Source organism: Streptomyces sp. KPB2, from assembly GCF_003950055.1.
Taxonomy (GTDB): domain Bacteria; phylum Actinomycetota; class Actinomycetes; order Streptomycetales; family Streptomycetaceae; genus Streptomyces; species Streptomyces salinarius.
Map to the genome: position 1 here is coordinate 7,004,531 of NZ_CP034353.1, position 25,151 is coordinate 7,029,681.

A 25,151-nucleotide genomic window follows, 5' to 3' on the forward strand; every position below is an offset into this window, starting at 1 on the left:
GCCGTGCCCCAGGACCCCACCGAACGCCGCGTCACCGTCACCGGGCCGCCCAGACGCACCGTCCCCCACGCCCGGAACCGCTCGCGCGGGCGGCACCCCCAGGCCTCCGGCTCCTACCGCCCGCGCACCGAGATCGACGAGCAGACCACCCTCGGCCACACCTACGTCCGTTCCCTGATGCGCAGCCAGCTGCGCGCCGGGCTCACCGCCCTCGCGGTCCTCGGCCTCCTCGTCGGTCCGCTCCCGCTGCTGTTCGCGGCGCTGCCCGACGCCCGCCACCTGGAGTGGGCCGTCCTCGGCTTCGGCCTGTACGCCCCGCTGGTCCTCCTCGCCCGCTGGTACGTGCGCCGCGCCGAGCGCAACGAACGCGACTTCGTACGCCTCGTCGAGGACCGATGAACTCCGGCTACGCCATACCCGCCGTCGCCCTCGTGGTCGTGGCCACCGTCCTCGTCGGCGCCTTCGGCCTGCGCATCTCCCGGACCACCTCCGACTTCTACGTCGCCTCCCGCACCGTCGGACCCCGTCTGAACGCCGCCGCCATCAGCGGCGAGTACCTCTCCGCCGCCTCCTTCCTCGGCATCGCGGGACTGGTCCTCGTCCAGGGGCCCGACATGCTCTGGTACCCGGTCGGCTACACCGCCGGGTACCTGGTCCTGCTCCTCTTCGTCGCCGCCCCGCTGCGCCGCTCGGGCGCCTACACGCTGCCCGACTTCGCCGAGGCCCGGCTCGCCTCCCAGGGGGTACGGCGGCTCGCGGGGGCCTTCGTCGTCGGGGTCGGCTGGCTCTACCTGCTGCCCCAGCTCCAGGGCGCCGGGCTGACCCTCACCGTGCTCAGCGGGGCGCCCGACTGGCTGGGCGGGGTGATCGTCGCCGTCGTCGTCACCGCCATCGTCGCCGCCGGCGGCATGCGCAGCATCACCTTCGTGCAGGCCTTCCAGTTCTGGCTCAAACTCACCGCCCTGCTCGTCCCCGCCCTCTTCCTGGTGCTGGCCTGGCAGGGCGACGGGGCGCCCGGCCGGCCCTTCGAGGAACCCGCCACCTTCCGCGAGCAGCGCTCGGTCCGCGTCGACGACACCCTCACCCTCAAGCTGGAGGAGCCACTGACGGTCACCGTCGACGGAACCGTGGACGACCGCGCCCGAGACGGCGCTCGCGTCACCCTGCCCGCCGGCAGCCACCGCATCGAGGCCGGCACCCGCCTCACCTTCGCCGCGGACACCCGCGTTCCGGCCGCCGGACGCGGCGCCGACGACGCCCTGTCGCCCTCCCGGGCCGAGAGCCGCACGGAACGCCCGCTGTACGCCACGTACGGCCTGATCCTGGCCACGTTCCTGGGCACCATGGGCCTGCCGCACGTGGTGGTCCGCTTCTACACCAGCCCGACCGGCGTCGCCGCCCGCCGCACCACCGTCGCCGTCCTCGGCCTGATCGGCGCCTTCTACCTGCTGCCACCCCTCTACGGCGCCCTCGGCCGGCTGTACGCCCCCGAGCTGACCCTGACCGGGAAGGCCGACGCCGCGGTCCTGCTGCTGCCCGACCGGGTGATCGGGGGCGTCGGCGGCGACCTGCTCGGCGCGCTGGTCGCGGGCGGGGCCTTCGCCGCGTTCCTGTCCACCGCGTCGGGACTCACCATGGCCGTCGCGGGCGTGCTCACCCAGGACGTGCTGCCGTCCCGTGCCGTGTCCCACTTCCGGCTCGGCACCCTGCTCGCCATGGCCGTGCCGCTGGCGGCGAGCGCGCTGGTCGGCGGGCTGCCCGTCGCCGACGCGGTCGGTCTCGCCTTCGCCGTGTCCGCCTCCTCCTTCTGCCCCCTGCTCGTCCTCGGCATCTGGTGGCGGCGGCTGACCCCGCCCGGCGCGGCCGCCGGGATGCTGGTGGGCGGCGGCTCCGCCCTGCTCGCAGTCGCCGCCACCATGGGCGGCTTCCCGGGCGGCGGCGGGGCGCTGCACGCCCTGCTGGCCTGGCCCGCCCTGTGGTCGGTGCCGCTGGGCTTCCTCACGATGGTGCTGGTCTCCCTGGCCACCCCGGCCCGGGTCCCGGCCAGAACGGCGGCGATCCTGGCCCGCTTCCACCTGCCCGAGGAGCTGGGCACGGAGGAACTGCGCACGGACGGGCTGCGCACGGACGGGCTGCGGACGGAAGCACTGAGCGAGGAGAGGACGCGGTGAGCGGCTCCCTGGGCGGATTCCTGGCGGGCCTGGCCGTCGCCCTGCTCCCGCTGCTGGCCGCCGGCTTCTGGCTGGGCCGGCGCACGGCCCGTCCGCAGCACCTCGGCGGACTCGGCACCCCCGTCGAGCACGCCACCTTCCAGACCCTGCACACCGCCTCGCTGGCGACACCCCCGCTACGGGCGGGACTGACCGAGGAGACCGCCGGCAAGTCGGCCCGCAAGCTGCGCTCCCTGCTGGGCACGGACGCGCTGTGCCTGACCGACCTCGAAAAGGTCCTGGTCTGGGACGGCGTGGGCGCCCACCACCGCGCCGAGATCATGGAACGCCTCGCGGGACCGCTGGCCACCGGCCGCGGCGAGGCGTTCCGCCTCACCTGCGACACCCCGGACTGCACGGTGCGCTGGGCCGTCGTCGCCCCGCTCACCGTCGACGACCGGGTGCACGGCGCCCTCGTCGCCTGCGCGCCCCGCGAGTCCGCCGTCCTGGTCCGTGCGGCCGGCGAGGTGGCCCGCTGGGTCTCGGTCCAGCTGGAACTCGCCGACCTGGACCAGTCCCGCACCCGTCTCATCGAGGCCGAGATCAAGGCGCTGCGCGCCCAGATCTCCCCGCACTTCATCTTCAACTCGCTCGCGGTGATCGCGTCCTTCGTCCGCACCGACCCCGAGCGGGCCCGCGAGCTGCTCCTGGAGTTCGCCGACTTCACCCGCTACTCGTTCCGTCGGCACGGCGACTTCACCACCCTCGCCGACGAGCTGCACGCCATCGACCACTACCTGGCGCTGGTGCGGGCCCGCTTCGGCGACCGCCTCGCCGTCACCCTCCAGGTCGCCCCCGAGGTGCTGCCGGTCGCGCTGCCCTTCCTCTGCCTCCAGCCGCTCGTCGAGAACGCCGTCAAGCACGGCCTGGAGGGAAAGTCCGACCGGTGCCGCATCCAGATCACCGCGCAGGACGCGGGCGCCGAAGCCCTGGTCGTCATCGAGGACGACGGTGCCGGCATGGACCCGGAACTGCTGCGTCGCATCCTGGCGCGCGAGGTCAGTCCCTCGGGCGGCATCGGGCTGTCCAACGTCGACGACCGCCTCCGCCAGGTCTACGGAGACGACCACGGCCTCGTCATCGAGACGGCCGTCGGCGCGGGCATGAAGATCACGGTCCGGCTGCCGAAGTACCAGCCGGGCGTGCACTCGGCGGCCCGGATCGGCCGCGAGTGAGCCGGGGCGCCCCGGGCGGGGCTCAGGCCCGGCGGCCGGCCACCAGCCCCAGGGTGATCAGGCCGAGGACGACCCAGCCGAACCACAACCAGCCGTTGCTTCCGAGCGCCACCGTGTAGGCCGTCACCGCGACCAGGCCGCCGATGGTGAGCGCCCCCATCGTCTTCGTCGAACTGTCCGTGGAACCGGGCATCGCAACACCCTCCTCGTGTCCGTTGCCCTCCATGGTGCCCCGTTCAGCCGCCGCGTGTGTTCAGTGAGGCCAGATAGGCGTTGTACGCCGCCAGTTCCTTGTCGCCGTCGCGGTCGGCGGCCCGGTCGCTGCGCCGCGCCTGCCGCTCCTCGGAGGCGTACCACTGGAACAGCAGCGCGAGCAGTACGAGGACGGACGGGACCTCGCTGAACGCCCAGGCGATGCCACCGGCCGCGTTCTGGTCGGAGAGGGCGTCGATGCCGAGGGAGGCGGGCGGGTTCTCGAACGTCTCGACCATCGGGGAGGAGGCCATCATCAGCGCGATGCCGAAGAACGCGTGGAACGGCATGCCCGCGAACAGCTCCAGCATCCGCATCAGGTAGCCCGGCCGGTGCGGGCCGGGGTCAACGCCCATGATCGGCCAGAAGAAGACCAGGCCGACCGCGAGGAAGTGCACCATCATCCCGATGTGCCCGGCCGGCGAGCCCATCAGCGTGTCGAAGAGGGGGGTGAAGTACAGCGCGTACAGGCTCGCGATGAACAGCGGGATGGTGAACGCCGGATGCGTGATGATCCGCATGTACCGGCTGTGCAGCAGCATCAGCAGCACCTCGCGGGGCCCCTTGCGGCCGCGGCCCGCCGGGGGCAGCGCACGCAGCGCCAGCGTGATCGGGGCGCCGAGCAGCAGCAGGATCGGCGACACCATGCTGATCACCATGTGCTGCACCATGTGCACGCTGAACATGACCATGCCGTAGTCGTTCAGCTTGGTGCACATCATCAGGGCGACGCTCAGCACGCCGGCCACGAAGGCCGCGGTCCGGCCGACCGGCCACTTGTCACCGCGCCGCACCAGACGGACGACGCCCCAGCCGTACAGCGCCAGACCCAGGAGGCAGGCGACGAGGAAGAAGGGGTCCGCCGACCAGCCGAGCCCCCGCCCCAGCGTGAACGGCGGCAGATCCATCGTCATGCCGTGCCCGCTGTGATCCATCCGCCCGCTCCTGTTTCATGGGGGTTGAGCGCGGTTGAACACCGCTTGTCCGAAGGCAAGCGTAGAACCGCCCCCGGCGGTATTTTCCACCGGGGGCGGTGCAGCGCCCCGTCAGGGGCGCGGGGAACTGCGCGAGCAACCACGGACTACCCGCGGACGGAGTACGACAGCAACCTCAAAGAACGCACTCCGCCTCCGCGTACCGCGCACCCGGCACCGTCTTCAGCGACTCCACCGCGTCGCCGAGCGACACCATCTCGATGTCCGTCCCGCGCAGCGCCGTCATCATCCCGAACTCCCCGCGATGCACCGCCTCCACCGCGTGCCACCCGAACCGCGTCGCCAGCACCCGGTCGTACGCCGTCGGCGTGCCCCCGCGCTGGACGTGCCCGAGTATCACCGGCCGGGCCTCCTTGCCGAGCCGGTCCTCCAGCTCGATGGAGAGCTGGCGGGCGATCCCGGCGAACCGCTCGTGGCCGTAGACGTCCTTGCCGCCCTCGTCGAAGTCCATGGTCCCGGCCTTCGGCTTGGCACCCTCCGCGGCCACCACGATCGCGAACCGCTTGCCGGCCGAGAAACGCGCACCGACCTTCGCGGTCAGCTCGTCGATGTCGAAGGGCCGCTCCGGGACGACGACGGCGTGCGCGCCGGCCGCCATGCCCGAGTGCAGCGCGATCCAGCCGGTGTGCCGGCCCATGACCTCGACGATCAGCACCCGCTGGTGCGACTCGGCGGTGGTCTTCAGCCGGTCCAGGGCCTCGGTGGCGACGGTCACCGCGGTGTCGAAGCCGAAGGTGACGTCGGTGACCGCTATGTCGTTGTCGATGGTCTTCGGCACGCCCACGATCGGCAGGCCGTTGTCGGACAGCAGCCGGGCCGCCTTCAGCGTGCCCTCGCCGCCGATCGGGATGATCGCGTCGAGGCCGAGTTCCTCGACGTGGCCGCGGGCCCGCTCGACGCCGTCCCGCAGGTGCTCGGGACGGACCCGGGAGGAGCCGAGGATGGTGCCGCCGCGGGCCAGGATGCCGCCGACCGCGTCGAGGTCGAGCTTGAGGTAGTCGCACTCCAGGAGGCCCTTCCAGCCGTCCCGGAAACCGATGACCTCGTCGCCGTGGTCGACGACGGCACGGTGCACGACGGACCGGATGACGGCGTTCAGGCCGGGGCAGTCGCCGCCGGACGTGAGGACACCAATGCGCATAGCCCGAAATACCTTCTCAACGTGGCACGGGTCCGGACCGCGCTGTCCGGTTCGATTCCCCGCCACCCTAGCGGTACCGGAGGGCGGGGCCGAACCATGCGTCCGCCTGCTGGACGCACCCGCTCACCTGTGCGGATGCCCCATCAGACGGGCCCTGGGTCAGGGGCTCAGGCGGGCTGCTGCGCGGCCGCGATGCGCTCGTTGCGGAGCGCCTCGTACCAGCGGTCGTCGGTCGGCGGCAGCGCGTTCACGTCGAGGGCCAGCTTGAGCAGCAGGTCCGCGATCTGCGGGTTGCGGGCCAGCACGGGGCCGTGCATGTACGTACCGAAGACCGTGTCGTTGTACGCGCCCTCGGTGCCGTCGCCCGTGCCGTTGCCGTTGCCGAAGCGGACCTGGGCGAGCGGGCGGGCGCCCGGCCCGATGTGGGTGACGCCCTGGTGGTTCTCGAAGCCGGTCAGCGGGGGCAGCCCGAGACGCGGGTCGATGTCGCCGAGGACGTCGCCGACGCAGCGCGCGCCCTCGCCGCGGGTCGAGACCACGTCGAGCAGGCCGAGGCCCGGCTCGCGCTGGCCCAGGTCGTTGATGAACTCCTGGCCCAGGATCTGGTAGCCGGCGCAGACGGAGAAGACGATCGCGCCGTTCTCCACGGCCCGGTGCAGGCCGCCGTCGCGGCGCAGCCGCTCGGCCGCGAGCCGCTGCGGCCGGTCCTCGCCGCCGCCGATCAGGTAGATGTCGCCGGAGGTCGGGATCGGCTGGTCGCTGCGCACGTCGAGGCGGGCCACGTCGAGGCCGCGCTGGCGGGCGCGGCGCTCCACGACGAGGGCGTTGCCCTGGTCGCCGTAGGTGCTGAGCAGGTCCGGGTAGATCCAGACGATCCGCAGTTGGTTGTCGCTCACGAAAATCCCCTGAAGTCTCGCGGTCAGTTGCCGACGCGGCGGCGCAGGTCCTGGAAGGCGGTGTAGTTCGCGATGACCTCGATGCGTCCCGGCGGGCACAGCTGCACCGCCTGGTCGAGGTCCTCGCACACCTGGAACTGCTGGTTCGCGACCTCCAGGCGTACCGCGAGGTCCAGCTTCCGGTCGCCGATCACGCAGATCGGGTGGCCGGTCAGCCGGGTGTAGTCCACGTCCCACAGCCAGGAGGTGTCGGTGCCGTCGGCGCCGCGCGCGTTCACCGAGAGGATCACCGGAGCCGGCGGCGGGTCGATCAGGGAGAAGGTCTCCAGCCAGCCCGCCGGGTTCTTGGCGAGCAGCAGGCGCAGGTCGCGGCCCTGGAACTGGACGACGTCGTAGCGCCCGGCGACCGCCTGCACCTGGTACATCCGCTCCAGGGCGACCTGCGGCGGCACCCCGAAGACGGCGGCGACGGCGGCCGAGGAGGCGGCGTTGGCCTTGTTGGCGCGGCCCGGCAGCTGGAGGTGGATCGGCCAGGCGGAGCCGTGCGGGTCGAGGACGTGGTCGCCGGAGAGCGCCCAGCTCGGCGTGGGCCGGCGGAAGCCGCACTCGCCGCAGAACCAGTCGTCGCCGGGGCGCTGCATGACGCCGCCGCAGGACGGGCAGGACCAGGCGTCGTCCTTCCACATCTGGCCCGCGGCGACCCAGATCACGTTGGGGGAGGAGGAGGCGGCCCACACCACCAGCGGGTCGTCGGCGTTGGCGACGACCACGGCCTTCGAACCGGCCAGGCCCTCGCGCCACGCCTCGGCGAGCATCCGGGTCTCGGCGGCGCGGTCCAGCTGGTCGCGGGAGAGGTTGAGCAGCGCGATGCACTTCGGGTCGGTGGCCTGGGCGACGCCGACGAGGTACTTCTCGTCGACCTCGATGACCCCGTACCGGGCGTCCGCGCCGCCCGCGAGCGCCGAGGTGATGCCGGCCGGCATGTTGGCGCCGAGCGCGTTGGAGACGACCGGACCGGCCGCCTTGAGTGCCTCGGCGATGAGCCGGGTGGTGGTGGTCTTGCCGTTGGTCGCCGAGACGAGGGTCACGTCCAGGTGCCCGGCGAGCCGGTGGAGGAGGTCGGGGTCGAGTTTCAGCGCGACCCGGCCGCCGATCACCGAACCGCTGCCGCGCCCCGCGGCGCGCGATGCCGCCGCGACCGCCTTGCCCGCGGTCACGGCGATCTTGGCCCGCGGCGTGAGCGGGTCCGAGTTGCCTGCCATCAGTTCTCGATCCTCCTTGCCGTACGCGCCGCGCCTGAAGCCTGTGAAGCCTGACGGCCACGTGGTGTGGACCTCAGCCTATCGAGATCCATTCGCACTCCCGAATCGCGGCACCGGCCACCGGGTTCCGGCGGTGGGCGCGTGCCGCCGGGGGACACAGGGACCTTACTCTGACCGCCATGCGACAAGGCTCCATCCCGGGCGCCCACGGGCGCGTCCGTCCCCTCCGCCTCCTCGGCGACCCGGTCCTGAACGCCCCCTGCGCGGAGGTGACGGACTTCGGTCCACAACTCGCGGCGCTCGTGGAGGACTTGTTCGCGACCATGTACGCCGCCCACGGGGTGGGGCTGGCCGCGAACCAGGTCGGCGAGGCGCTGCGGGTCTTCGTGTACGACTGCCCGGACGACGAGGACGAGCGGCATCTCGGGCACGTGGTGAACCCCCGGCCGGTGGAGACCGGCGGGGTGGTGGTGCGCGGTCCGGAGGGCTGTCTGTCGCTGCCGGGCCTGGAGGCGGGGACCGAGCGGTACGACGAGGCGGTCGTGACGGGCTTCACGGTGGCCGGGGAGCCGGTCACCGTGCGCGGCACGGGGTTCTTCGCCCGGTGCCTCCAGCACGAGTGCGACCATCTGGAGGGGCGGATCTACGCCGATCGCCTGACGGGCCGGCGCCACCGGAAGCTGATGCGCCAGGTGGCCCGGGCGTCCTGGCACCGCTGAGCGCCCGCTCCGTGGACGGCCCGAGGGTGCGGCGGCCGGGCGGTCAGAAGCCCGGCCCGCCCGCCTTGTCGCCGGCCTCGGCGAGGCGGCCCCACAGCAGGTCGGCCAGGCTGCGGACCAATTCCTCCCGGGGACAGGGCCGTTCGCCCAGCCACCAGTCCCCGGCGGCGTGCATCATGCCGACGATCCCGTGCCCCCAGACCCGGGCCAGCTGCTGGGTGCCCGGTCCGACGTCGAGCCGCTCCTCGATGACCTGGGCCAGCTCCTCGCCCATCCGGCGCAGCAGGGGCGCCGAGTGCCTGCCGACGTCGAAGCCCTGCTCGGACTGGTCGCCGGGGGCGCCGGCGCTCTCCGCCGGATGCATCAGGAAGCGGTACACCTGCGGGCGGGCCTCGATGGCCGCCAGATAGGTGTCCAGGGTGGCCTCGACGCGCTGCCGCCGCTCCGCCGGGGCGTCCAGGGCGGCCCGCAGCGAGGCGAGGAGCGCGTCCGTGTGCCGGACGGCGAGGGCGGCGTAGAGTCCGCCCTTGTCGCCGAAGTGGCGGTAGAGGATCGGCTTGGTGATGCCGGCCTCGGCGGCGATGGCGTTCATCGAGGCGTGCGGACCGTCGCGCAGCACCACCCGGTCGGCGGCCTCGAGCAGCTCGCGCCGTCTGCGGTCGGCGGACGTCTGCTGATCGGTCCGCTGCGTGGTGTTCATGTGCTCTCCCCACCCGTGCTGTTTCGGTGACGCCTGCGCAAACTAACACCCACGGGGGGCGTGACATCGAACGGGAGGGCGAGGTCATCCGGGGAGTTGACTTTTCCTACCCACCGGTAACAGACTCGGGGTTACCGCAAGTAACATGCATGGGCGTCACTGGAGGGGACATGGCCGAGTTCACCATGGAGCTGAGCGACGAACAGAAGGAGGTCCGGGACTGGCTGCACGGCTTCGCGGCCGACGTCATCCGTCCCGCGGCCGCCGAATGGGACGAGCGCGAGGAGACCCCCTGGCCGGTGATCCAGGAGGCCGCCAAGGTCGGCATCTACTCCCTGGACTTCTACGCCCAGCAGTACTTCGACCCCACCGGCCTCGGCATCCCCATGGCGATGGAGGAGCTGTTCTGGGGCGACGCGGGCATCGCCCTGTCGATCGTCGGCACCGGCCTCGCCGCCGTCGGCGTCCTCGCCAACGGCACCGAGGAGCAGATCGGCACCTGGATCCCCCAGATGTACGGCGACGCCAACGACGTCAAGGTCGCCGCCTTCTGCTCCTCCGAGCCCGACGCCGGCTCCGACGTCGCCTCCATGCGCACCCGTGCCGTCTACGACGAGGCCAAGGACGAGTGGGTCCTCAACGGCACCAAGACCTGGGCGACCAACGGCGGCATCGCCAACGTCCACGTCGTCGTCGCGGTCGTCGACCCGGAGCTGGGCTCCAAGGGCCACGCCTCCTTCATCGTGCCGCCGAACACGCCGGGGCTGTCCCAGGGCCAGAAGTTCAAGAAGCACGGCATCCGCGCCTCGCACACCGCCGAGGTCGTCCTCGACAACGTGCGGGTGCCCGGCTCCTGCCTGCTCGGCGGCAAGGAGAAGCTGGACGCCCGCCTCGCCCGCGCCCGGGAGAAGGCCAAGAAGGGCGGCGAGCGTGTGAAGAACGCCGCGATGGCCACCTTCGAGGCGTCCCGTCCGGCGGTCGGCGCGATGGCGGTCGGCACGGCCCGGGCCGCGTACGAGGTGGCGCTGGAGTACGCGCAGACCCGTGAGCAGTTCGGGCGCCCGATCATCGACAACCAGGGCGTCGCCTTCCAGCTCGCCGACATGCGCACGTCCATCGACGCGGCGCGGCTGCTGGTGTGGCGGGCCTCCTGGATGGCGATCAACGGCAAGCCGTTCACGGCGGCCGAGGGCTCGATGTCCAAGCTGTTCGCGAGCGAGACCGCGAAGAAGGTGACCGCCCAGGCGGTCCAGATCCTGGGCGGCAACGGCTACACGCGGGAGTACCCGGTGGAGCGGATGCACCGGGACTCCGCGATCTACACGATCTTCGAGGGTACGAGTGAGATCCAGCGGCTGGTTATTGCGCGGACGCTGGCGGGGATGCCGATTCGTTGAGCGTTGTGGCCGGTCGCGCAGTTCCCCGCGCCCCTGGGTTTGGCACGCTCACCGGTGCTGCAAAGGTGTGAGCTGCTCGATGTCGTACTTGGCCCGCAGTGCCTCGATGGCCTCGTGGTCCGGCGGGCCTCCGTCGCCGAGGATGTCCAGCAGTTCCTCGAAGTAGCGCTCGTGGTCCGGCGGCGGGGCGGCCTGGAAGAACATCTTGGCCGGCTCGCCCGTCGGGTTGGCGAAGGCGTGCGGGCAGCCGGGGGGCACGACGACGACCGTGCCCGGGGTGGCGCGCACCACCCGGTTGCCCGAGGGCGACTCCCAGTTCCTCCAGCCGTCCGGCGTACGGACCCTCGGCTCGAAGGCGAGCACGTCCAGCTCGCCCTCCAATACGTAGAACAGCTCCTCGCTGCGGGTGTGCACGTGGGCGCCGACGTCGAACCCGGGCGGCACGATCACCTCGAAGGTGGACGCCATGCGCGAGTGCGAGCCGGTCACCTTGAAGGTCACGTGCTGGGCCGGCGCCTGCACCACCCGGCCCTGGCCCGGTGGCACCAACAGGCCCTCCGTCGCCGCGGCGAGCGCGCTCACCAGGTCACCGGGAGGGCCTCGGGCCCGCGGATCAGCGCACCCTTCTTGAAGGGCACGTCCTCGGGCGCCACCGCGAGCTTCAGCCCCGGCACCCGGTCCAGGATCGCGTCGACGAGCAGCTCCGACTCCAGCCGGGCCAGCATGCCGCCGGGGCAGTAGTGCGGGCCGAAGCCGAAGGACACGTGCGGGTTGGGGCTGCGCTCGAAGTCGATCGTGTCCGGGTCGGGGAAGACCTCCGGGTCGCGGTTGGCCGCCAGGTACGACACGTAGATCGCGTCGCCCGCGCGGATCCGCACGCCCCTGATCTCCACGTCCTCCAGCGCGATCCGGGAGAGCCCGACGGCGTTGCGGTGGGGGATCCAGCGCAGCAGTTCGTCGATGGCGCGGGGACGGATCTCCGGTTCGGAACGCAGGCGTTCGGCGAGTTCGGGCCGGCTCAGCAGCAGGTGGAACATCTGCCCGCTGTTGTTGGTGACCGCCTCGCCGCCGATCTGCAGCAGGACCGCGAGCCCCACCGCCTCCGCCAGGGTGATCTCGTCGCGCCCCACCGCGGCACCCAGCAGCGAGGTGACGTCCTCGCCGGTGCTGTCCGCGCGGAGCCCGATGAGGTCCGAGAAGTAGGTGTTCATGTCGTTCTTGGCCCGCTCGCTGACCTCCGCGCCGTGCGAGGAGGACAGGATCAGCTGGGTCCAGGTGTGCATGGCGTGGCGGTCGGTGGCCGGCACCCCCATCAGCTCGCAGATGACCGCGATGGGGAAGGGGCTCAGCACGGCCTCGGTGAGGTCGGCGGGCGGCCCGGCCCGCAGCATGGCGTCGACCAGTTCGTCCAGCATGCCGCGGGACCGCTCGCGCACGCGCTCCACGCCCCGTGCGGTGAAGGCCGCGGCCACCGTGCGGCGCAGCCGGGTGTGGTCCGGCGGGTCGAGGAAGCCGACCGCGCCGCGCTCGGGAATGAAGTGCGGGGCCAGCCGGGTGACCTGCCGGTCCATGACGGCCTCGCGCCCGAACCGGGGGTCGTTGGTGACCATGCGGACGTCGTCGTGGCGGGTGACCAGCCAGGCCCAGCCCTCGCCGTTGGGGAGCGAGATGCGGGTGACGGGGCCCTCGCGCATCAACTCGGTCAGCACCGGGTCGAAGTCGCTGCCGGGCAGGTCGACGGCCGGCCAGTCCCGGACGGGCGGCACGGCCTGAGAAATCGTTTCTTCGTTCATGTCTGCCTCACACTCCGCGTCGCACCTCGGGACACGTCCCGCGTCATGCCCTGCCGCACGCTCGGCCGCACATCCGCCGTCTGCCAGCAGCCCAGGGACATCTCCGCGGTGATGCCCGGACCGAAACCGGCCAGCAGCCCGCGTGCCCCCGCCTCGACGCCGCCCTCGTCGAAGAGCCTGCGCAGCGCGTCCAGGACGACGGCGCTGGCGATGTTGCCGTACTCGGTGAGCGTGGCCCGGCTGAAGCGGAACGCGTACGGGTCGACCTGCAGGAACTTGCTCAGGTCGTCGAGGATCCGGGGGCCGCCCGCGTGCACGATGTAGAAGTCCAGGTCGGCGGCGTCCCAACCGTGCTCGCCCGCCAGGCTCTTGAGGGCCGGCGCGAGCGGCTCCATGGTGGCCGGCACCCGCTTGTCCAGCAGGAAGTGGAAACCGGTCGCCTTCACGTCGTACATGATCCACTCTTCGGTCTTGGGGATCAGGTACGAGCCGTTGCGCTCCAGGCGCACTCCGGTGCCGCCCCGGCCGCGGACCACCGCGGCGGCGATGCCGTCGCCGAAGAGACCGTTGGAGAGCAGGGAGCCCACGCCGATGTCGGTGGGCTGGTAGCACAGCGAGCAGAACTCGCAGGCCACGATGAGCGCGTTGGCCTCGGGGTAGGCGGTGCAGAAGTCGTGGGCGCGGTTGATCGCCGCACCTCCGGCCGCACAGCCCAGCTGGGCGATGGGTATCTGCCGGGTGGTGCTGTCGAAGCCCATCTCGTTGATCAGCCAGGCTGTGAGCGAGGGCATCATGAAGCCCGTGCACGAGACGTAGATGATCACGTCGATGTCGGTGGTGAGCAGCTCCGCGTCGTCCAGGGCGCGCTGGATCACGGCCGGGACGCGGGACTTCGCCTCCCGCTCGTAGACCTTGTTGCGGTCCTCGAAGCCGGGGTGTTCCAGTGTCTTCTCGATGGGCTGCACGATGTGCCGGGTGCGGACCCCGGTGTTCTCTATCAGCCGGAGCGCGAGCGGCAGTTGGGGATGGTCGGTGTGGCGCCGGCGCGCCAGCTCCAGCGTCTCCTCCATCGTGATCACATGCTCCGGGACGGACACCGAGGGTCTGCACAAAGTCGCCATGAACCGTGCCTGCTTTCGCCTCGCGGAAGGCTTGCGCCCCCCGGCCGGAAAGTGCTGCACCTTCTCAGGGGTGCCCATCCACGATCACTCACCGGGGCGGTGATCTCTCGCCGGGTTACTCCGTCTCGGGGAAGGCGACGTCGCCGGGAGGCGTGCCGAAGGCGTCAGGAGGAGCGGCCGCTGCTGTGGGCGATGCACGCCACGTCGATCCGGTCGGCCAGCTTGGCCAGCTCGATGGTGAGGGCCGCGACGGTGTCCTCGTCCAGCCTCTCCTCGCCGGTCTCCACCAGCCGCAGCCACCGCCCGCCGACCGTGCGCAGCAGCTTGCTCACGTCGGACGCGGCGACCTGGAGCGTGCCGCGGTCGTCGACGATCAGAGGCAGGGTCACTTCGCGGTTCACAAAGGGGATCGTAGTCGCGGAAGGCTCACGCTCCGTGCCATACGGTGGTGATGTTGCAGAACTCGCGGATTCCGTGCCCGGACAGCTCACGCCCGTAGCCCGACCGCTTGACCCCGCCGAACGGGAACGCCGGATGGGACGCCGTCATCCCGTTGACGTACACGCCGCCCGCCTCCAGGTCCCGGACGAACCGGTCCACGTCGGCGTCGTCGCGCGTCCACACGTTGGAACTGAGCCCGAAGTCCGTGTCGTTGGCGATCAGTACCGCCTCGTCCAGGTCGGCCGCCCGGTACAGCGTGGCGACCGGCCCGAAGGCCTCCTCGCGGTGGATGCGCATCTCGCGGGTGACGCCGGCCAGGACGGTCGGCGGGTAGTACCAGCCCGGCCCGTCCGGGCGTTCGCCGCCGCACAGCACGTCCGCGCCGCCGCGCACCGCGTCGTCGACCAGCTCCACCAGGTCGTTGAGGCCCTGCTCGCTGGAGAGCGGACCGACCTCGGTCTCCTCGTCCATCGGGTCTCCGACCCTCAGGGCCCGCATGCCCTCGGTGAAGCGCTCGGCGAAGGCGTCGTACACGTCCGTGTGCACGATGAACCGCTTGGCGGCGATGCACGACTGCCCGGCGTTCTGGGTGCGCGCGGTCACCGCCACCGCGGCGGCCCGCTCGACGTCCGCGGACGGCATGACGACGAACGGGTCGCTGCCGCCCAGTTCCAGCACCGTCTTCTTGATCATCTCCCCGGCTGTGGAGGCCACCGCGCGGCCCGCCGGCTCGCTGCCGGTGAGGGTGGCGGCCCGCACCCGCTCGTCGCGCAGGACGTCGTCGACCTGGGCGGAGCCGATCAGCAGGGTCTGGAAGCAGCCCTCGGGGAAGCCCGCCCGGTGGAACAGGTCCTCCAGGTACAGGGCGGTCTGCGGCACGTTCGAGGCGTGCTTGAGCAGCCCGACGTTGCCCGCCATCAGCGCGGGCGCCGCGAACCGGATCACCTGCCAGAGCGGGAAGTTCCACGGCATCACCGCGAGTACCGGGCCGAGCGGGCGGTAGCGGACCAGGGCCCGGGAGGCGCCGGAGTCCTTCACGTCGGCGTCGTCCGGCTCCTCGTCGGCCAGCAGCTCGGCCGCGTGATCGGCGTACCAGCGCATCGCCTTGGCGCACTTGGCCGCCTCCGCGCGGGCCTGCTTGACCGGCTTGCCCATCTCCGTGGTGATGACCCTGCCGATCTCCTTCTGGTCCGCCTCCAAGAGGTCGGCGGCCCGGCGCATCAGCCCGGCCCGCTCGTAGAACCCCGTGGTCCGGTAGGTGCGGAAGGTGGCCTCCGCGAGCTCGATCCGGCGCTCGATCTCCTCCTCGCCCATGGCCTCGTACGTCCTGAGCGTCTCGCCGTTCGCCGGGTTCACCGTCGCGATGGGCATGGCCGACCTCCCTGGGTGCATTCGTGCTTCGACCTTGGCGCGCGGCGCGGGGTGCCGCAACGCGGACGGGTCGCATCGTTCGTCGTGGTTCCTGGTGGTGTCTCGTCAGTGCGAGTGCTCCGCCAAGCGGTCGAGAAACGCGGACTGGGCCTTCACGATCACCTCGCGCGCCCGGTCCAGCGGGAACCACGCCACCCGGTCCAGCTCGGGGAACTCCTCGGTCCGTCCCGACCTCGGCGGCCACTCCATGCGGAAGGTGCCGGGGACGACCGTCGCCGGATCGAGGTCGGCCTCCAGGGCCCAGACCGTGACGAGCTTCCCGCCCGCCTGCCGCACCTCCCCGAGCGGCACGGCCTCGCCCTCGGGCGGCGGCAGCCCCAGCTCCTCCTCGAACTCGCGCCGGGCCGCCTCCCAGGCCGGCTCCTCCGGGTCGTACTCGCCCTTGGGGACGGTCCACGCCCCGGCGTCGCGGCGGGTGTAGAAGGGGCCGCCCATGTGGCCGAGCAGCACCTGGAGCTCACCCGTGGGACCGCGCCGGTGCAGCAGCAGGCCCGCGCTCCGTCTCACGGAGTGACCCCGGGGTGTGCGGCGAGCAGGGTCTCCACGGTGTCCGCGTCCTCGGGGCGCTTGTCCTCGCGGTAGCGGACCACGCGGGCGAAGCGGAGGGTGACACCGGCCGGGTAGCGGCTGGAGCGCTGGAGGCCGTCGTAGGCGATCTCGACGACGAGTTCGGGCCGTACGGTCACACCCCAGCCGTGCTCCTCGACGGCCAGCTCCCGCAGGCGCTCGGTCTGCCAGGCCAGCAGAGCGTCGGTCATGCCCTTGAAGGTCTTGCCGAGCATCGCGAAGGAGCCGTCGGCGGTGCGGGCGCCCAGGTGGAGGTTGGAGAGCCTGCCGGTGCGGCGGCCGTGGCCCCACTCGGCGGCCAGCACCACCAGGTCGAGCGTGTGGACCGGCTTGACCTTCAGCCAGGACGCGCCGCGCCGGCCCGCGCTGTACGCGGCGTCCAGCCCCTTGACGACGACGCCCTCGTGCCCGCGTGCCAGCGCCTCGGCCAGGAACTCCTCCGCGGCACCGGTCTCCTCCGGGCCGCGCACCAGCGTGCGCCGCACCCGCAGGGGCCCGGGGACCAGCCGGGCCAGTTCCGCGTGCCGCTCGGTCAGCGGCAGGTCGAGCAGGTCGCGGCCGTCGACGGACAGCACGTCGAAGAAGACCGCGGAGACCGGGACCGCCCGTGCCGCCGTGGCCACGTCGGTGCGCGACCCGACCCGGCCGGCGGTCTCCTGGAAGGAGCGGGGGCGCCCGTCCGCGTCGAGGGAGATCGCCTCGCCGTCCAGGACGAACCGCTCACCGGGCAGCGCCAGGGCCGCCTCCGTGACCTCGGGGAGCCGGTCGGTGATCTCGTCCAGGGTGCGGGTGTAGATCCGCACGGTGGCGCCGTCGCGGTGCACCTGCACGCGGATGCCGTCCAGCTTCTCCTCCACGGCCGCGGCGCCCAGCTTGCCGACCGCCTCGCCGACCGACGACGCGCTGTGGGCCAGCATCGGCAGCACGGGCCGGCCGACGGTGAGCCGGAAGCCCTCCAGTGCGGCGGGACCGTCGGCCAGCAGGGCCTCGGCCACCGTCTGGAGCGACCCCGCGAGCATCACCGCGCGCCGTACGTCCGCCGGGGGCGCGTCGGTCGCCGCGGCCAGGCCCTCGACGGCGACCGCGTCCAGGGCGCCCTGGCGGACCTCCCCGGTGAGCAGCCCGATCAGGAAGCGCTGCTCGTCCTCGGTGGCGGCGCCCATCAGCTCGCCCACCAGCCGGGCCCGCTCGGCCTGCGACCCGGCGCCGGACACCGCGCCGAGCCGGGTGAGCCGGGCGTCGACGTCGCGCACCGTCAGGGTCGGCGCGTCGGCCGGCGGTACCCGGCGGCTCAGCACCTTCCAGCCGATGCCGATCCGGCCCTGCGGGAGCCGCCCCGCCAGGTACGGGATGACGACCGGCACGTCCGCCGCCTCCGCCTCACGGAACAGCTCCGCGAGCAGGACGGTCTTCCGGGACCGCGCCGATGTGGCGGCGACCTCCCGGGACACCTGGGCCAACCGGGCAAGCAGCATGCAGTCATGGTGCACCGGAGAGGGCCGGTGTACACCCGCGAGTGCCGTACGCCCTCGCGGGGCACGGGCCGGGGTGCGGCGTACGCCCGCCGTGCGCGCTACGGGTGCTCCACGTACTTCCGGGTGCCGGGGTGCCCTCAGTCCGTGAGGGCCGCGTCCAGGCCCGACATGATCAGGTCGCCGACGATCGCCGCCGCCGCGCGGTAGCCGCCGCTGGCCGCGTGGACGACCTGCTCGGCGAAGCCGAGGGCGTTTCCGGCGGTCCACACGCCCGGCACGGTCGTCCGGCCCGTCGGGTCCACCACGGGATAGGCGCCGAACGGCGTCTCCTGCAGCTCCGCCCCCAGCCGCTCCATCAGACCGGTCTGCGGGACCGCCCTCGGGGCCACGAACAGCACCGTGCGGTCGTGCGCCGTGCCGTCCGCGAGCCGGACCCCGGTGAGCCGGTCGTCCTCGACCCGCAGGCCCGCGACCTCGCCGGGGACCACCTTGACCCCGGCCGCCGCGAGCCGCCGCAGGTCGTCGTCGGACAGTTCGCTCTCGGCGACCGTGTGCAGGAAGAGCGTCACGTCGTCCGACCAGCCGGACACCATCAGCGCCTGGTGCACGCTGAGCGGGCTGGTGGCCAGCACGCCGAAGCGCTCGTCCCGCACCTCCCAGCCGTGGCAGAACGGGCAGTGCAGTACGTCCCGGCCGAACCGCTCGGCGACCCCCTCGACGGCCGGCAGCTCGTCCCTGAGTCCGGTGGTGACGATCAGCCGGCGGGCGTGCACGGTGTCGCCGCCGGCCAGCCGCACCGCGAAGTCCTCGCCGCGCGAGACGTCCACGGCACGGTCGCGGACCAGCTCCACCCCGTAGCGCGCGATCTCCTCCCGGCCGAGGGCCAGGAACTCGGCGGGGGACATGCCGTCCCGGGTCATGTAGCCCTGCATGTGGTCCGAGGGCGCGTTGCGCGGCTCGCCGGCGTCGACGACCAGGGTGCGCAGGCGCGAGCGGCCCAGGACGAGCGCGGCGGAGAGCCCCGCCGCGCCACCGCCGACGACCACCACGTCGTGGATGCCGGTCAGGTCCTTGCTCTGCGTGACGTCCTTGTTGCGGGTCATGGTGACCACCTCCACGTAGAAGGTCGCTCGGACACCGCGGGATTGACAAACTTGTTTGCCGGAACTGCAATAAACGCATGACGACCGCAGACGATGTCCTCGCCGGTGTCGGGCCGCGGCTCCGCCAGGTGCGCAAGGAGCGCGAGGTGACCCTGGCGGCGCTGTCCGAGTCGACCGGTATTTCGGTGAGTACCCTGTCGCGGCTGGAGTCCGGCCTGCGCAAGCCGAGCCTCGAACTGCTGCTGCCGATCGCCCAGGCCCACCAGGTGCCGCTGGACGAACTGGTCGGTGCCCCGCAGGTCGGCGACCCCCGGGTGCGCGCCAAGCCCGTCGTGCGGCACGGCCGCACCCACTGGCCGCTCACCCGCCAGGCGGGCGGCCTCCAGGCGTTCAAGGTGTTGGAGCCCCAGCGGAACGAGGAGCCCGACCCGCGCACCCACGAGGGGTACGAGTGGCTCTATGTCCTCTCCGGCCGGCTGCGGCTCGTGCTCGGAGAGCACGACGTGGTGCTGTCGGCGGGGGAGGCGGCCGAGTTCGACACCCGGGTGCCGCACTGGTTCGGATCGACGGGGGAGGGGCCGGCCGAGTTCCTGAGCCTCTTCGGCCCGCAGGGCGAGCGGATGCACGTACGGGCGCGGCCCGCGCGGGCGTGAGCCCCGGCCTGTTCCCCGATGGGCACCCGAGCCTGTTCCCTGACGGTCGCCCAAGCCTGTTCCCTGACGGGTGCCTCAACCTGTTCCCTGATGGGCAAGCGACCGCTTAGTATGCGGAGGACCGGTCGGACGACGCAGTCGGTGGAGGTCCCGCATGCAGGCATGGCAGGTGCACGAGAACGGCGAGCCGGGCGAGGTGATGCGCCTCGCGGACGTGCCGTCGCCGGTGCCCGGCGAGGGCCAGGTCCTGCTGAAGGTGCGGGCCGCCAACATCAACTTCCCGGACGCCCTGATGTGCCGGGGCCAGTACCAGGTCCGGCCGCCGCTGCCGTTCACGCCGGGCGTGGAGATCTGCGGCGAGACCGAGGACGGCCGCCGCGTCCTGGCCAACCCGGCGCTGCCGCACGGCGGCTTCGCCGAGTACGCCCTCGCCGACGCCCGCGCCCTGCTGCCCGCGCCGGACGCCCTGGACGACGCCGAGGCCGCCGCCCTGCACATCGGCTACCAGACCGGCTGGTTCGGCCTGCACCGCCGGGCCCGCCTGGAGGCCGGCGAGACCCTGCTCGTCCACGCCGCCGCTGGAGGGGTCGGAAGCGCCGCCGTACAGCTCGGCAAGGCGGCCGGCGCCACCGTCATCGGCGTCGTCGGCGGGCCGGAGAAGGCGGCCGTCGCCCGGGAGCTGGGCTGCGACGTGGTCGTCGACCGGCGCGCCGAGGACGTCGTCGCGGCCGTGAAGGAGGCCACCGGCGGTCGGGGCGCCGACGTGATCTACGACCCGGTGGGCGGCGCGGCGTACACCCAGTCCACCAAGGTCGTCGCCTTCGAGGGGCGGATCGTCGTCGTCGGCTTCGCGAGCGGCACCATCCCCAGCCCGGCCCTGAACCACGCGCTGGTGAAGAACTACACGATCCTCGGCCTGCACTGGGGCCTGTACAACACCAAGAACCCCCAACTGGTCCGGCACTGCCACGAGCAGCTCACCGAACTGGCCGCGCGGGGCGCGATCAAGCCGCTGGTGAGCGAGCGGGTACCGCTCGACGGGGCGGCGGACGCCGTGCAGCGCGTCGCCGACGGCAGCACGACCGGCCGGGTGGCCGTCGTACCGGAGAAGGCATGACCGGACGAGGCCGGACCGGAGAGAAGCTGGAGAAGGGAATCGTCGCATGACCGACGCAGCGGAACTGCGCCGCCGTACCCGTGAGTTGCTGACCGCGCACCCCCCTGCCGGCACGGACCGCCTGGACTTCCTGCGGGCCCGCTTCGACGCCGGCCTCGCCTGGGTGCACTACCCCGAAGGGCTCGGCGGACTCGGTGCCCCGCGCTCCCTCCAGGCCGTCGTGGACGCCGAGTTGGCGGCCGAAGGCGCCCCCGACAACGACCCGCGGCGCATCGGCATCGGCCTCGGCATGGCCGCCCCGACCATCCTCCAGTACGGCACCGACGAACAGAAGCGCCGGCTGCTGCGCCCGCTGTGGACCGGCGAGGAGGTCTGGTGCCAGCTCTTCAGCGAGCCGGGCGCCGGGTCCGACCTGGCCGCCCTCGGCACGCGCGCGGTGCGGGACGGTGATGACTGGGTGGTCAACGGGCAGAAGGTATGGACCTCCAGCGCGCACCTCGCCCGCTGGGCCATCCTCATCGCCCGCACCGACCCGGACGTGCCCAAGCACCGGGGCATCACCTACTTCGTGTGCGACATGACCGACCCCGGCGTCGAGGTGCGGCCGCTGCGCCAGATCACCGGCGAGGCCGAGTTCAACGAGGTCTTCCTCACCGACGTCCGTATCCCCGACTCCCGGCGCCTCGGAGACGTCGGCGACGGCTGGCGGGTCGCGCAGACCACGCTCAACAACGAGCGCGTCGCCATCGGCGGCACCCCGATCCCCCGCGAGGGCGGCATGATCGGCAAGGTCGCGGCGACCTGGCGGGAGCGCCCCGAACTGCGCACCCACGACCTGCACCAGCGACTGCTCGGCCTGTGGGTCGAGGCCGAGGTCGCCCGCCTCACCGGCGTGCGCCTGCGCCAGCAACTGGTGGCGGGCCAGCCCGGCCCCGAGGGCGCCGGCATGAAGCTGAACTTCGCCCGGCTCAACCAGGAGATCAGCGGCCTGGAGGTGGAACTCCTCGGCGAGGAGGGCCTGCTCTACGACGACTGGACCATGCGCCGCCCCGAACTGGTCGACTTCACCGGACGCGACGCCGGGTACCGCTACCTGCGGTCCAAGGGCAACAGCATCGAGGGCGGGACCAGCGAGGTCCTGCTGAACATCGTCGCCGAGCGCGTCCTGGGCCTGCCCGCCGAGCCGCGCACCGACAAGGACGTCGCATGGAAGGACCTCGCCCGATGAGCGCACAGCCCGAACCCGCTCTCCTCTACTCGGAGGAGGAAGAGGCGCTGCGCGCCGCCGTCCGGGACCTGCTCACCGACCACTGCGACCCGGCGGACGTCGTCACCCGCACCGAGTCGGCCGCCCCGCACGACGTGCCGCTGTGGAAGTCCCTCGCCGGCTCGATCGGCCTCGCGGGCCTGCTGATCCCCGAGGAACTGGGCGGACAGGGTGCCACGCACCGGGAAGCCGCCGTGGTCCTGGAGGAGTTGGGACGCGCGGTCGCACCGGTGCCGTACCTGACGAGCTCCGTCGTCGCCACCGAGGCGCTGCTGGCCTGCGGGACCGAGGACCTGCTCGGCGAGCTGGCGGCCGCCACGACCGTCGCCGTGCTCGCCGTCGGGCTGCACGTCGCGCCGGGCGGTGCCGTCGCGAGCGTGCGCCTGGACAGCGGTCTGCTGCACGGGGAGTTGACGGGCATCGCGGACGCCTCCGTCGCCGACGTGCTGCTGGTCCCGGCCGACGACGGGGGCCTGTACGCGGTCGGGGCCGCCGACGCGACGGTGACGCCCCAGGTCTCGCTCGACTCCACCAGGCCCCTGGCGCGAGTCACCCTCGACGGCGTGGCCGGGCGCCGGCTCGGCGACGCGGAGCCCGCCGTGCGCCGCGCCCTGCGGGCCGGTGCCGGGCTGCTCGCCTCCGAGCAACTGGGCCTCGCCGACTGGCTGCTGACCGAGACGGTCCGCTACCTCAAGGAACGCAAGCAGTTCAACCGTCCGGTCGGCGGGTTCCAGGCGCTCAAGCACCGGCTCGCCCGGCTGTGGCTGGAGATCGCGGGCCTGCGCGCCGCCGCCCGCAACGCCGCCGACGCCCTGGCGACCGGCGCGGACACCGACGTGGCGGTCGCCGTGGCCCAGGCGTACGCGGCGCAGGTCGCCGTCCACGCCGCCGAGGAGGCGCTGCAACTGCACGGCGGCATCGGCATGACGTGGGAGCACCCGGTCCACCTGTACCTCAAGCGGGCCAAGGCCGACTCGATCGCATACGGAGCCGCGGGCCGCCACCGCACGGTCCTGGCCGAACTGGTCGACCTGCGGGCGCCCTGACGCCCTGTCCGCGGACCCCGCCGGCCGAGTGCGCCACCGGAGGTGAACGACCGGCGGCGGTCCGGACAACTCCCCGCAGGGCTCTGCTCCCCGAGGGCCACGGGACCCCATACTCACTGGGGTCCCGTACGGCACTTCCAGGGAGGCAGAGCATGGCCCTCACCACCCGACGCAGAGCCCTCACCACCCTCGGCGCCGCCCTTGCGGGCGCGGTCGCCCTGCCCGCCGGCGCCGCGTCGGCGTCCGAAGGCAGGCACTGGCCGCGCCCGTTGTGGCGCGCGCACGCCCACAACGACTACGAGCACCCCCGTCCCCTCCTCGACGCCCTCGACCACCGCTTCGGCAGCGTCGAGGCCGACATCTACCTGGTCGACGGCCAACTCCTCGTCGCCCACGACCCCGAGGACCTCGACCCGTCCCGCACCCTGGAGTCGCTCTACCTCGACCCGCTCGCCGCCCGCGTCCGCGCGCACCACGGCCGCGTGTACCGCCGGGACCGCGGCTCCCTCCAGCTCCTGATCGACATCAAGACCGAGGGCGAGTCGACGTACCTCGAACTCGACCGCCGGCTGCGCCGCTACCCGCACCTGTTCACCTCCTACGCCCATGGCCGGGTGTTCCCGGGCGCGGTCACGGCGGTGGTTTCCGGGGACCGGGCCGCCCGCGCGCCCATGGAGGCCCAGCGCACCCGCCGGGCCTTCTACGACGGCCGGCTCACCGACCTCGGCACCGCCGCACCGGCCTCCTTCGTGCCACTGATCAGCGACAACTGGACGCTGAACTTCACCTGGCAGGGCGTGGGCGCCTTCCCGGCGGCCGAGCGGCGCAAGCTCCGCGGGATCGTGGGCGCGGCCCACGCCCGCGGGCAGCGGGTGCGCTTCTGGGCCACGCCCGACGCGGCCGGGCCCGCGCGGGACGCCGTGTGGGCCGAACTGCTCGCCGCCGGAGTCGACCATCTCAACACCGACGACCTCGCCGGTCTCGAGGCCTTCCTCGACGCCCACCGGGAGCGATAGGGGCGGCAGCGGGACACCACTCGTTCGGAGGACAGGTCAGCCGCCCGGACGAACCCTCCGCTACGCCACACTTGCGGCCGAACGCCGCGAAGTGGACGTGGCGGAGGAGGTTGACGATGGCCGTTTCCATCTCTGTGGTGCTCTTGCTGTTCATCCTCGCGGTGCTCTTCCTGCGCAACGGCGGGCTGAAGATCTCGCACGCACTGGTGTGCCTGCTGCTCGGCTTCTACCTGGCGAGCACGAGCATCGCCCCGACCATCAGCAGCGGCCTGACCGCGACCGCGGAGATCGTGAGCAGCCTCAGGCCGTAGGACATCGCGGAGGCGACCGAGGCCTAGGCGTCCACGACCCGGGAGCGGATGAGGAAGCGCACCCCCTCGGGTGCCTCCAGCGAGAAGCCGCTGCCCCGGCCCGGGACGACGTCCACGGTCAGCCGGGTGTGGGCCCACACCGCGTACTGGCTGCGCGACATCCAGAACTCCACGGGCTCCTCGACGCCGTCGACCGTCAGTTCGGCGAGCAGGACGTCCGAGGAGCCGGTGCGGAACTCGCCGGCCGGGTAGCACATGGGGGCGCTGCCGTCGCAGCAGCCGCCGGACTGGTGGAACATCAGCGGGCCGTGCGCCTCGCGGAGCCGCCGCAGCAGTCCGGAGGCCTCGGCGGTCAGCGCGACGCGCGGGATCTCCTCGTATGTGTCACCCATGCCGCCATGTCAGCAGAGGGAACGTTGCGAGTGCGTTGCGTGGCGTGGGGTCGCCGGCGATGGCGGCGGAGGTGGCGGCGCTCCGTTCAGCACTACCTCTTTTGACATACTTATAGGGTCATATCTAATGTCCCCGGGTGACCGACTCCAGCACCCCTCGCCGGGACATCGACCGCGTGGCCTCCGGGCTCGCGGCGTGCCTTCCCGCGCTGCACAGGGCGCTGGACCGACAGGTCGCCGCCCGGTACCCGCACCCCAAGCCCTCCGAGGGGCAGCTCGCCCTGCTGCGGTTCGTCGCCCAGCACGAGGGCGCCACGGTGCGCGAGGCCGCCGAGGCCCTGCTGATGAAGCCGAACAACGTCAGCGCCCTGGTCTCCCAGCTCACCGAGCGGGGCGACCTGGAGCGCAGGCGGGACAGCGCCGACAAACGGGTCGCCCACCTCCACCTCACGGCCACGGCCCGTGAGCGGGTGTCGGAGGTGCGGGAACTGGAGACCGCGTTCATCCGTCACGCCCTGACCTCGCTCACCGAGGGCCAGCAGGGCGCGCTGGGCTCCGCCCTGGACGCCCTCGACGCGTTGACGCGGAACCTTCACCCCAGCGCTCGCTGACACACGTGCCCGCCCCTCGCGGCGCGCCGTTCCCTTCCCGCACCGCCCCGAATCCGGAAG

The 25,151-nt window shown here is 72.6% G+C and carries 27 protein-coding genes; 12 read left to right on the forward strand and 15 right to left on the reverse strand.

What is annotated here, in order from left to right; all coding sequences use genetic code 11:
* The first annotated feature begins 3 nt into the window (after nt 1-3).
* Genes D1J63_RS31710 through D1J63_RS31720 form a run of 3 tightly spaced genes read left to right on the forward strand, consistent with a single transcriptional unit; the run spans nt 4 to nt 3,385 of the window.
* Nucleotides 4-399: a hypothetical protein gene (locus D1J63_RS31710; protein ID WP_102928237.1), complete on the forward strand. Its 396-nt coding sequence runs from the start codon at nt 4-6 to the stop codon at nt 397-399.
* Nucleotides 396-2,171, forward strand: a complete 1,776-nt coding sequence (locus D1J63_RS31715) for a cation acetate symporter (RefSeq protein WP_125633609.1) — start codon at nt 396-398, stop codon at nt 2,169-2,171. Before D1J63_RS31710 ends, D1J63_RS31715 begins: the two co-directional genes overlap by 4 nt.
* A gap of 8 nt (nt 2,172-2,179) precedes the next feature.
* Nucleotides 2,180-3,385, forward strand: coding sequence for a histidine kinase (locus tag D1J63_RS31720; protein WP_164713255.1), 1,206 nt, complete (start codon nt 2,180-2,182; stop codon nt 3,383-3,385).
* 22 nt (nt 3,386-3,407) lie between these two features.
* On the opposite strand, the gene D1J63_RS31725 is transcribed toward D1J63_RS31720, so the two are convergent.
* The 5 genes from D1J63_RS31725 to D1J63_RS31745 all read right to left on the reverse strand — a co-directional run bounded on the left by D1J63_RS31725 (nt 3,408) and on the right by D1J63_RS31745 (nt 7,931).
* Nucleotides 3,408-3,578 (reverse strand): hypothetical protein, encoded by a 171-nt coding sequence (locus tag D1J63_RS31725; RefSeq protein ID WP_164713058.1) that lies wholly within the window; start codon nt 3,576-3,578, stop codon nt 3,408-3,410.
* Nucleotides 3,579-3,621: 43 nt separating this feature from the next.
* Nucleotides 3,622-4,572, reverse strand: a complete 951-nt coding sequence (locus D1J63_RS31730) for a cytochrome c oxidase assembly protein (protein WP_125633613.1) — start codon at nt 4,570-4,572, stop codon at nt 3,622-3,624.
* A 175-nt stretch (nt 4,573-4,747) separates the two neighbouring features.
* Nucleotides 4,748-5,773: a 6-phosphofructokinase gene (locus D1J63_RS31735; RefSeq protein ID WP_125633615.1), complete on the reverse strand. Its 1,026-nt coding sequence runs from the start codon at nt 5,771-5,773 to the stop codon at nt 4,748-4,750.
* Nucleotides 5,774-5,940: 167 nt separating this feature from the next.
* The gene (locus D1J63_RS31740; protein ID WP_102928231.1) at nt 5,941-6,669 is read right to left on the reverse strand and encodes a glutamine amidotransferase; all 729 of its coding nucleotides are present in this window, start codon (nt 6,667-6,669) and stop codon (nt 5,941-5,943) included.
* A gap of 23 nt (nt 6,670-6,692) precedes the next feature.
* Complete coding sequence (locus D1J63_RS31745) at nt 6,693-7,931, reverse strand: MurT ligase domain-containing protein (RefSeq protein ID WP_125633617.1); 1,239 nt, start codon at nt 7,929-7,931, stop codon at nt 6,693-6,695.
* 179 nt (nt 7,932-8,110) lie between these two features.
* On the opposite strand from D1J63_RS31745, the gene def reads away from it, so the two are divergent.
* Nucleotides 8,111-8,650 carry a peptide deformylase gene (gene def, locus D1J63_RS31750; protein ID WP_125633619.1) on the forward strand — a complete coding sequence of 180 codons (540 nt, stop codon included), beginning with the start codon at nt 8,111-8,113 and terminating at the stop codon, nt 8,648-8,650.
* Nucleotides 8,651-8,693: 43 nt separating this feature from the next.
* Here def and D1J63_RS31755 read toward each other — a convergent pair whose 3' ends face one another.
* On the reverse strand, nt 8,694-9,350 hold the full coding sequence (locus D1J63_RS31755; protein ID WP_102928228.1) for a TetR family transcriptional regulator: 657 nt from the start codon (nt 9,348-9,350) through the stop codon (nt 8,694-8,696).
* Between the two features lie 170 nt (nt 9,351-9,520).
* On the opposite strand from D1J63_RS31755, the gene D1J63_RS31760 reads away from it, so the two are divergent.
* Nucleotides 9,521-10,747 (forward strand): acyl-CoA dehydrogenase family protein, encoded by a 1,227-nt coding sequence (locus D1J63_RS31760; RefSeq protein WP_102928227.1) that lies wholly within the window; start codon nt 9,521-9,523, stop codon nt 10,745-10,747.
* A 48-nt stretch (nt 10,748-10,795) separates the two neighbouring features.
* Here D1J63_RS31760 and D1J63_RS31765 read toward each other — a convergent pair whose 3' ends face one another.
* The 8 genes from D1J63_RS31765 to D1J63_RS31800 form a co-directional block, all read right to left on the reverse strand.
* Nucleotides 10,796-11,329 (reverse strand): cupin domain-containing protein, encoded by a 534-nt coding sequence (locus tag D1J63_RS31765; protein WP_125633621.1) that lies wholly within the window; start codon nt 11,327-11,329, stop codon nt 10,796-10,798.
* Nucleotides 11,326-12,540, reverse strand: coding sequence for a cytochrome P450 (locus D1J63_RS31770; RefSeq protein WP_125633623.1), 1,215 nt, complete (start codon nt 12,538-12,540; stop codon nt 11,326-11,328). Before D1J63_RS31770 ends, D1J63_RS31765 begins: the two co-directional genes overlap by 4 nt.
* Complete coding sequence (locus D1J63_RS31775; RefSeq protein WP_269671171.1) at nt 12,537-13,739, reverse strand: 1,3,6,8-tetrahydroxynaphthalene synthase; 1,203 nt, start codon at nt 13,737-13,739, stop codon at nt 12,537-12,539. The genes D1J63_RS31770 and D1J63_RS31775 overlap by 4 nt, the downstream gene beginning before the upstream one ends.
* An 86-nt stretch (nt 13,740-13,825) precedes the next feature.
* Nucleotides 13,826-14,062, reverse strand: a complete 237-nt coding sequence (locus D1J63_RS31780; RefSeq protein ID WP_164418885.1) for a DUF6213 family protein — start codon at nt 14,060-14,062, stop codon at nt 13,826-13,828.
* 25 nt (nt 14,063-14,087) lie between these two features.
* Nucleotides 14,088-15,473, reverse strand: coding sequence for an NADP-dependent succinic semialdehyde dehydrogenase (locus D1J63_RS31785; protein WP_125633627.1), 1,386 nt, complete (start codon nt 15,471-15,473; stop codon nt 14,088-14,090).
* A 105-nt stretch (nt 15,474-15,578) separates the two neighbouring features.
* Nucleotides 15,579-16,040, reverse strand: coding sequence for an NUDIX domain-containing protein (locus D1J63_RS31790; protein WP_125633629.1), 462 nt, complete (start codon nt 16,038-16,040; stop codon nt 15,579-15,581).
* Nucleotides 16,037-17,575 carry an ATP-dependent DNA ligase gene (locus D1J63_RS31795; RefSeq protein WP_125633631.1) on the reverse strand — a complete coding sequence of 513 codons (1,539 nt, stop codon included), beginning with the start codon at nt 17,573-17,575 and terminating at the stop codon, nt 16,037-16,039. Before D1J63_RS31795 ends, D1J63_RS31790 begins: the two co-directional genes overlap by 4 nt.
* 137 nt (nt 17,576-17,712) lie before the next feature.
* A complete protein-coding gene (locus D1J63_RS31800) occupies nt 17,713-18,678 on the reverse strand; it encodes an NAD(P)/FAD-dependent oxidoreductase (protein ID WP_125633633.1) in 966 nt (321 codons plus the stop codon).
* A 77-nt stretch (nt 18,679-18,755) separates the two neighbouring features.
* Here D1J63_RS31800 and D1J63_RS31805 point away from each other — a divergent pair, with 77 nt between their 5' ends.
* From D1J63_RS31805 to D1J63_RS31830, 6 genes are all read left to right on the forward strand, one after another.
* Nucleotides 18,756-19,331: an XRE family transcriptional regulator gene (locus D1J63_RS31805; protein ID WP_125633635.1), complete on the forward strand. Its 576-nt coding sequence runs from the start codon at nt 18,756-18,758 to the stop codon at nt 19,329-19,331.
* Nucleotides 19,332-19,485: 154 nt separating this feature from the next.
* Complete coding sequence (locus D1J63_RS31810) at nt 19,486-20,448, forward strand: NADPH:quinone oxidoreductase family protein (RefSeq protein WP_125633637.1); 963 nt, start codon at nt 19,486-19,488, stop codon at nt 20,446-20,448.
* 46 nt (nt 20,449-20,494) lie between these two features.
* A complete protein-coding gene (locus D1J63_RS31815) occupies nt 20,495-21,676 on the forward strand; it encodes an acyl-CoA dehydrogenase (protein WP_125633639.1) in 1,182 nt (393 codons plus the stop codon).
* Nucleotides 21,673-22,761 carry an acyl-CoA dehydrogenase family protein gene (locus tag D1J63_RS31820; RefSeq protein WP_125633641.1) on the forward strand — a complete coding sequence of 363 codons (1,089 nt, stop codon included), beginning with the start codon at nt 21,673-21,675 and terminating at the stop codon, nt 22,759-22,761. The genes D1J63_RS31815 and D1J63_RS31820 overlap by 4 nt, the downstream gene beginning before the upstream one ends.
* Before the next feature lie 152 nt (nt 22,762-22,913).
* On the forward strand, nt 22,914-23,777 hold the full coding sequence (locus D1J63_RS31825; protein WP_125633643.1) for a phosphatidylinositol-specific phospholipase C/glycerophosphodiester phosphodiesterase family protein: 864 nt from the start codon (nt 22,914-22,916) through the stop codon (nt 23,775-23,777).
* Nucleotides 23,778-23,893: 116 nt separating this feature from the next.
* Nucleotides 23,894-24,088 (forward strand): hypothetical protein, encoded by a 195-nt coding sequence (locus D1J63_RS31830; RefSeq protein WP_007388144.1) that lies wholly within the window; start codon nt 23,894-23,896, stop codon nt 24,086-24,088.
* A 23-nt stretch (nt 24,089-24,111) separates the two neighbouring features.
* Here D1J63_RS31830 and D1J63_RS31835 read toward each other — a convergent pair whose 3' ends face one another.
* Nucleotides 24,112-24,480, reverse strand: coding sequence for a DUF779 domain-containing protein (locus D1J63_RS31835; RefSeq protein WP_125633645.1), 369 nt, complete (start codon nt 24,478-24,480; stop codon nt 24,112-24,114).
* Between the two features lie 137 nt (nt 24,481-24,617).
* Between D1J63_RS31835 and D1J63_RS31840 the strand changes: the two genes are divergently transcribed.
* Nucleotides 24,618-25,091: a MarR family winged helix-turn-helix transcriptional regulator gene (locus tag D1J63_RS31840; protein ID WP_125633647.1), complete on the forward strand. Its 474-nt coding sequence runs from the start codon at nt 24,618-24,620 to the stop codon at nt 25,089-25,091.
* Nucleotides 25,092-25,151: the final 60 nt, after the last annotated feature.

Bases quoted from the DNA above. Each gene is read 5' to 3' on its own strand.
- D1J63_RS31715 (WP_125633609.1), top strand. From the start codon at position 396: ATGAACTCCGGCTACGCCATACCCGCCGTCGCCCTCGTGGTCGTGGCC.
- D1J63_RS31725 (WP_164713058.1), bottom strand. From the start codon at position 3,578: ATGCCCGGTTCCACGGACAGTTCGACGAAGACGATGGGGGCGCTCACC.
- D1J63_RS31730 (WP_125633613.1), bottom strand. From the start codon at position 4,572: ATGGATCACAGCGGGCACGGCATGACGATGGATCTGCCGCCGTTCACG.
- D1J63_RS31735 (WP_125633615.1), bottom strand. From the start codon at position 5,773: ATGCGCATTGGTGTCCTCACGTCCGGCGGCGACTGCCCCGGCCTGAAC.
- D1J63_RS31745 (WP_125633617.1), bottom strand. From the start codon at position 7,931: ATGGCAGGCAACTCGGACCCGCTCACGCCGCGGGCCAAGATCGCCGTG.
- def (WP_125633619.1), top strand. From the start codon at position 8,111: ATGCGACAAGGCTCCATCCCGGGCGCCCACGGGCGCGTCCGTCCCCTC.
- D1J63_RS31755 (WP_102928228.1), bottom strand. From the start codon at position 9,350: ATGAACACCACGCAGCGGACCGATCAGCAGACGTCCGCCGACCGCAGA.
- D1J63_RS31760 (WP_102928227.1), top strand. From the start codon at position 9,521: ATGGCCGAGTTCACCATGGAGCTGAGCGACGAACAGAAGGAGGTCCGG.
- D1J63_RS31770 (WP_125633623.1), bottom strand. From the start codon at position 12,540: ATGAACGAAGAAACGATTTCTCAGGCCGTGCCGCCCGTCCGGGACTGG.
- D1J63_RS31775 (WP_269671171.1), bottom strand. From the start codon at position 13,739: ATGGGCACCCCTGAGAAGGTGCAGCACTTTCCGGCCGGGGGGCGCAAG.
- D1J63_RS31785 (WP_125633627.1), bottom strand. From the start codon at position 15,473: ATGCCCATCGCGACGGTGAACCCGGCGAACGGCGAGACGCTCAGGACG.
- D1J63_RS31795 (WP_125633631.1), bottom strand. From the start codon at position 17,575: ATGCTGCTTGCCCGGTTGGCCCAGGTGTCCCGGGAGGTCGCCGCCACA.
- D1J63_RS31800 (WP_125633633.1), bottom strand. From the start codon at position 18,678: ATGACCCGCAACAAGGACGTCACGCAGAGCAAGGACCTGACCGGCATC.
- D1J63_RS31805 (WP_125633635.1), top strand. From the start codon at position 18,756: ATGACGACCGCAGACGATGTCCTCGCCGGTGTCGGGCCGCGGCTCCGC.
- D1J63_RS31810 (WP_125633637.1), top strand. From the start codon at position 19,486: ATGCAGGCATGGCAGGTGCACGAGAACGGCGAGCCGGGCGAGGTGATG.
- D1J63_RS31815 (WP_125633639.1), top strand. From the start codon at position 20,495: ATGACCGACGCAGCGGAACTGCGCCGCCGTACCCGTGAGTTGCTGACC.
- D1J63_RS31820 (WP_125633641.1), top strand. From the start codon at position 21,673: ATGAGCGCACAGCCCGAACCCGCTCTCCTCTACTCGGAGGAGGAAGAG.
- D1J63_RS31825 (WP_125633643.1), top strand. From the start codon at position 22,914: ATGGCCCTCACCACCCGACGCAGAGCCCTCACCACCCTCGGCGCCGCC.
- D1J63_RS31830 (WP_007388144.1), top strand. From the start codon at position 23,894: ATGGCCGTTTCCATCTCTGTGGTGCTCTTGCTGTTCATCCTCGCGGTG.
- D1J63_RS31835 (WP_125633645.1), bottom strand. From the start codon at position 24,480: ATGGGTGACACATACGAGGAGATCCCGCGCGTCGCGCTGACCGCCGAG.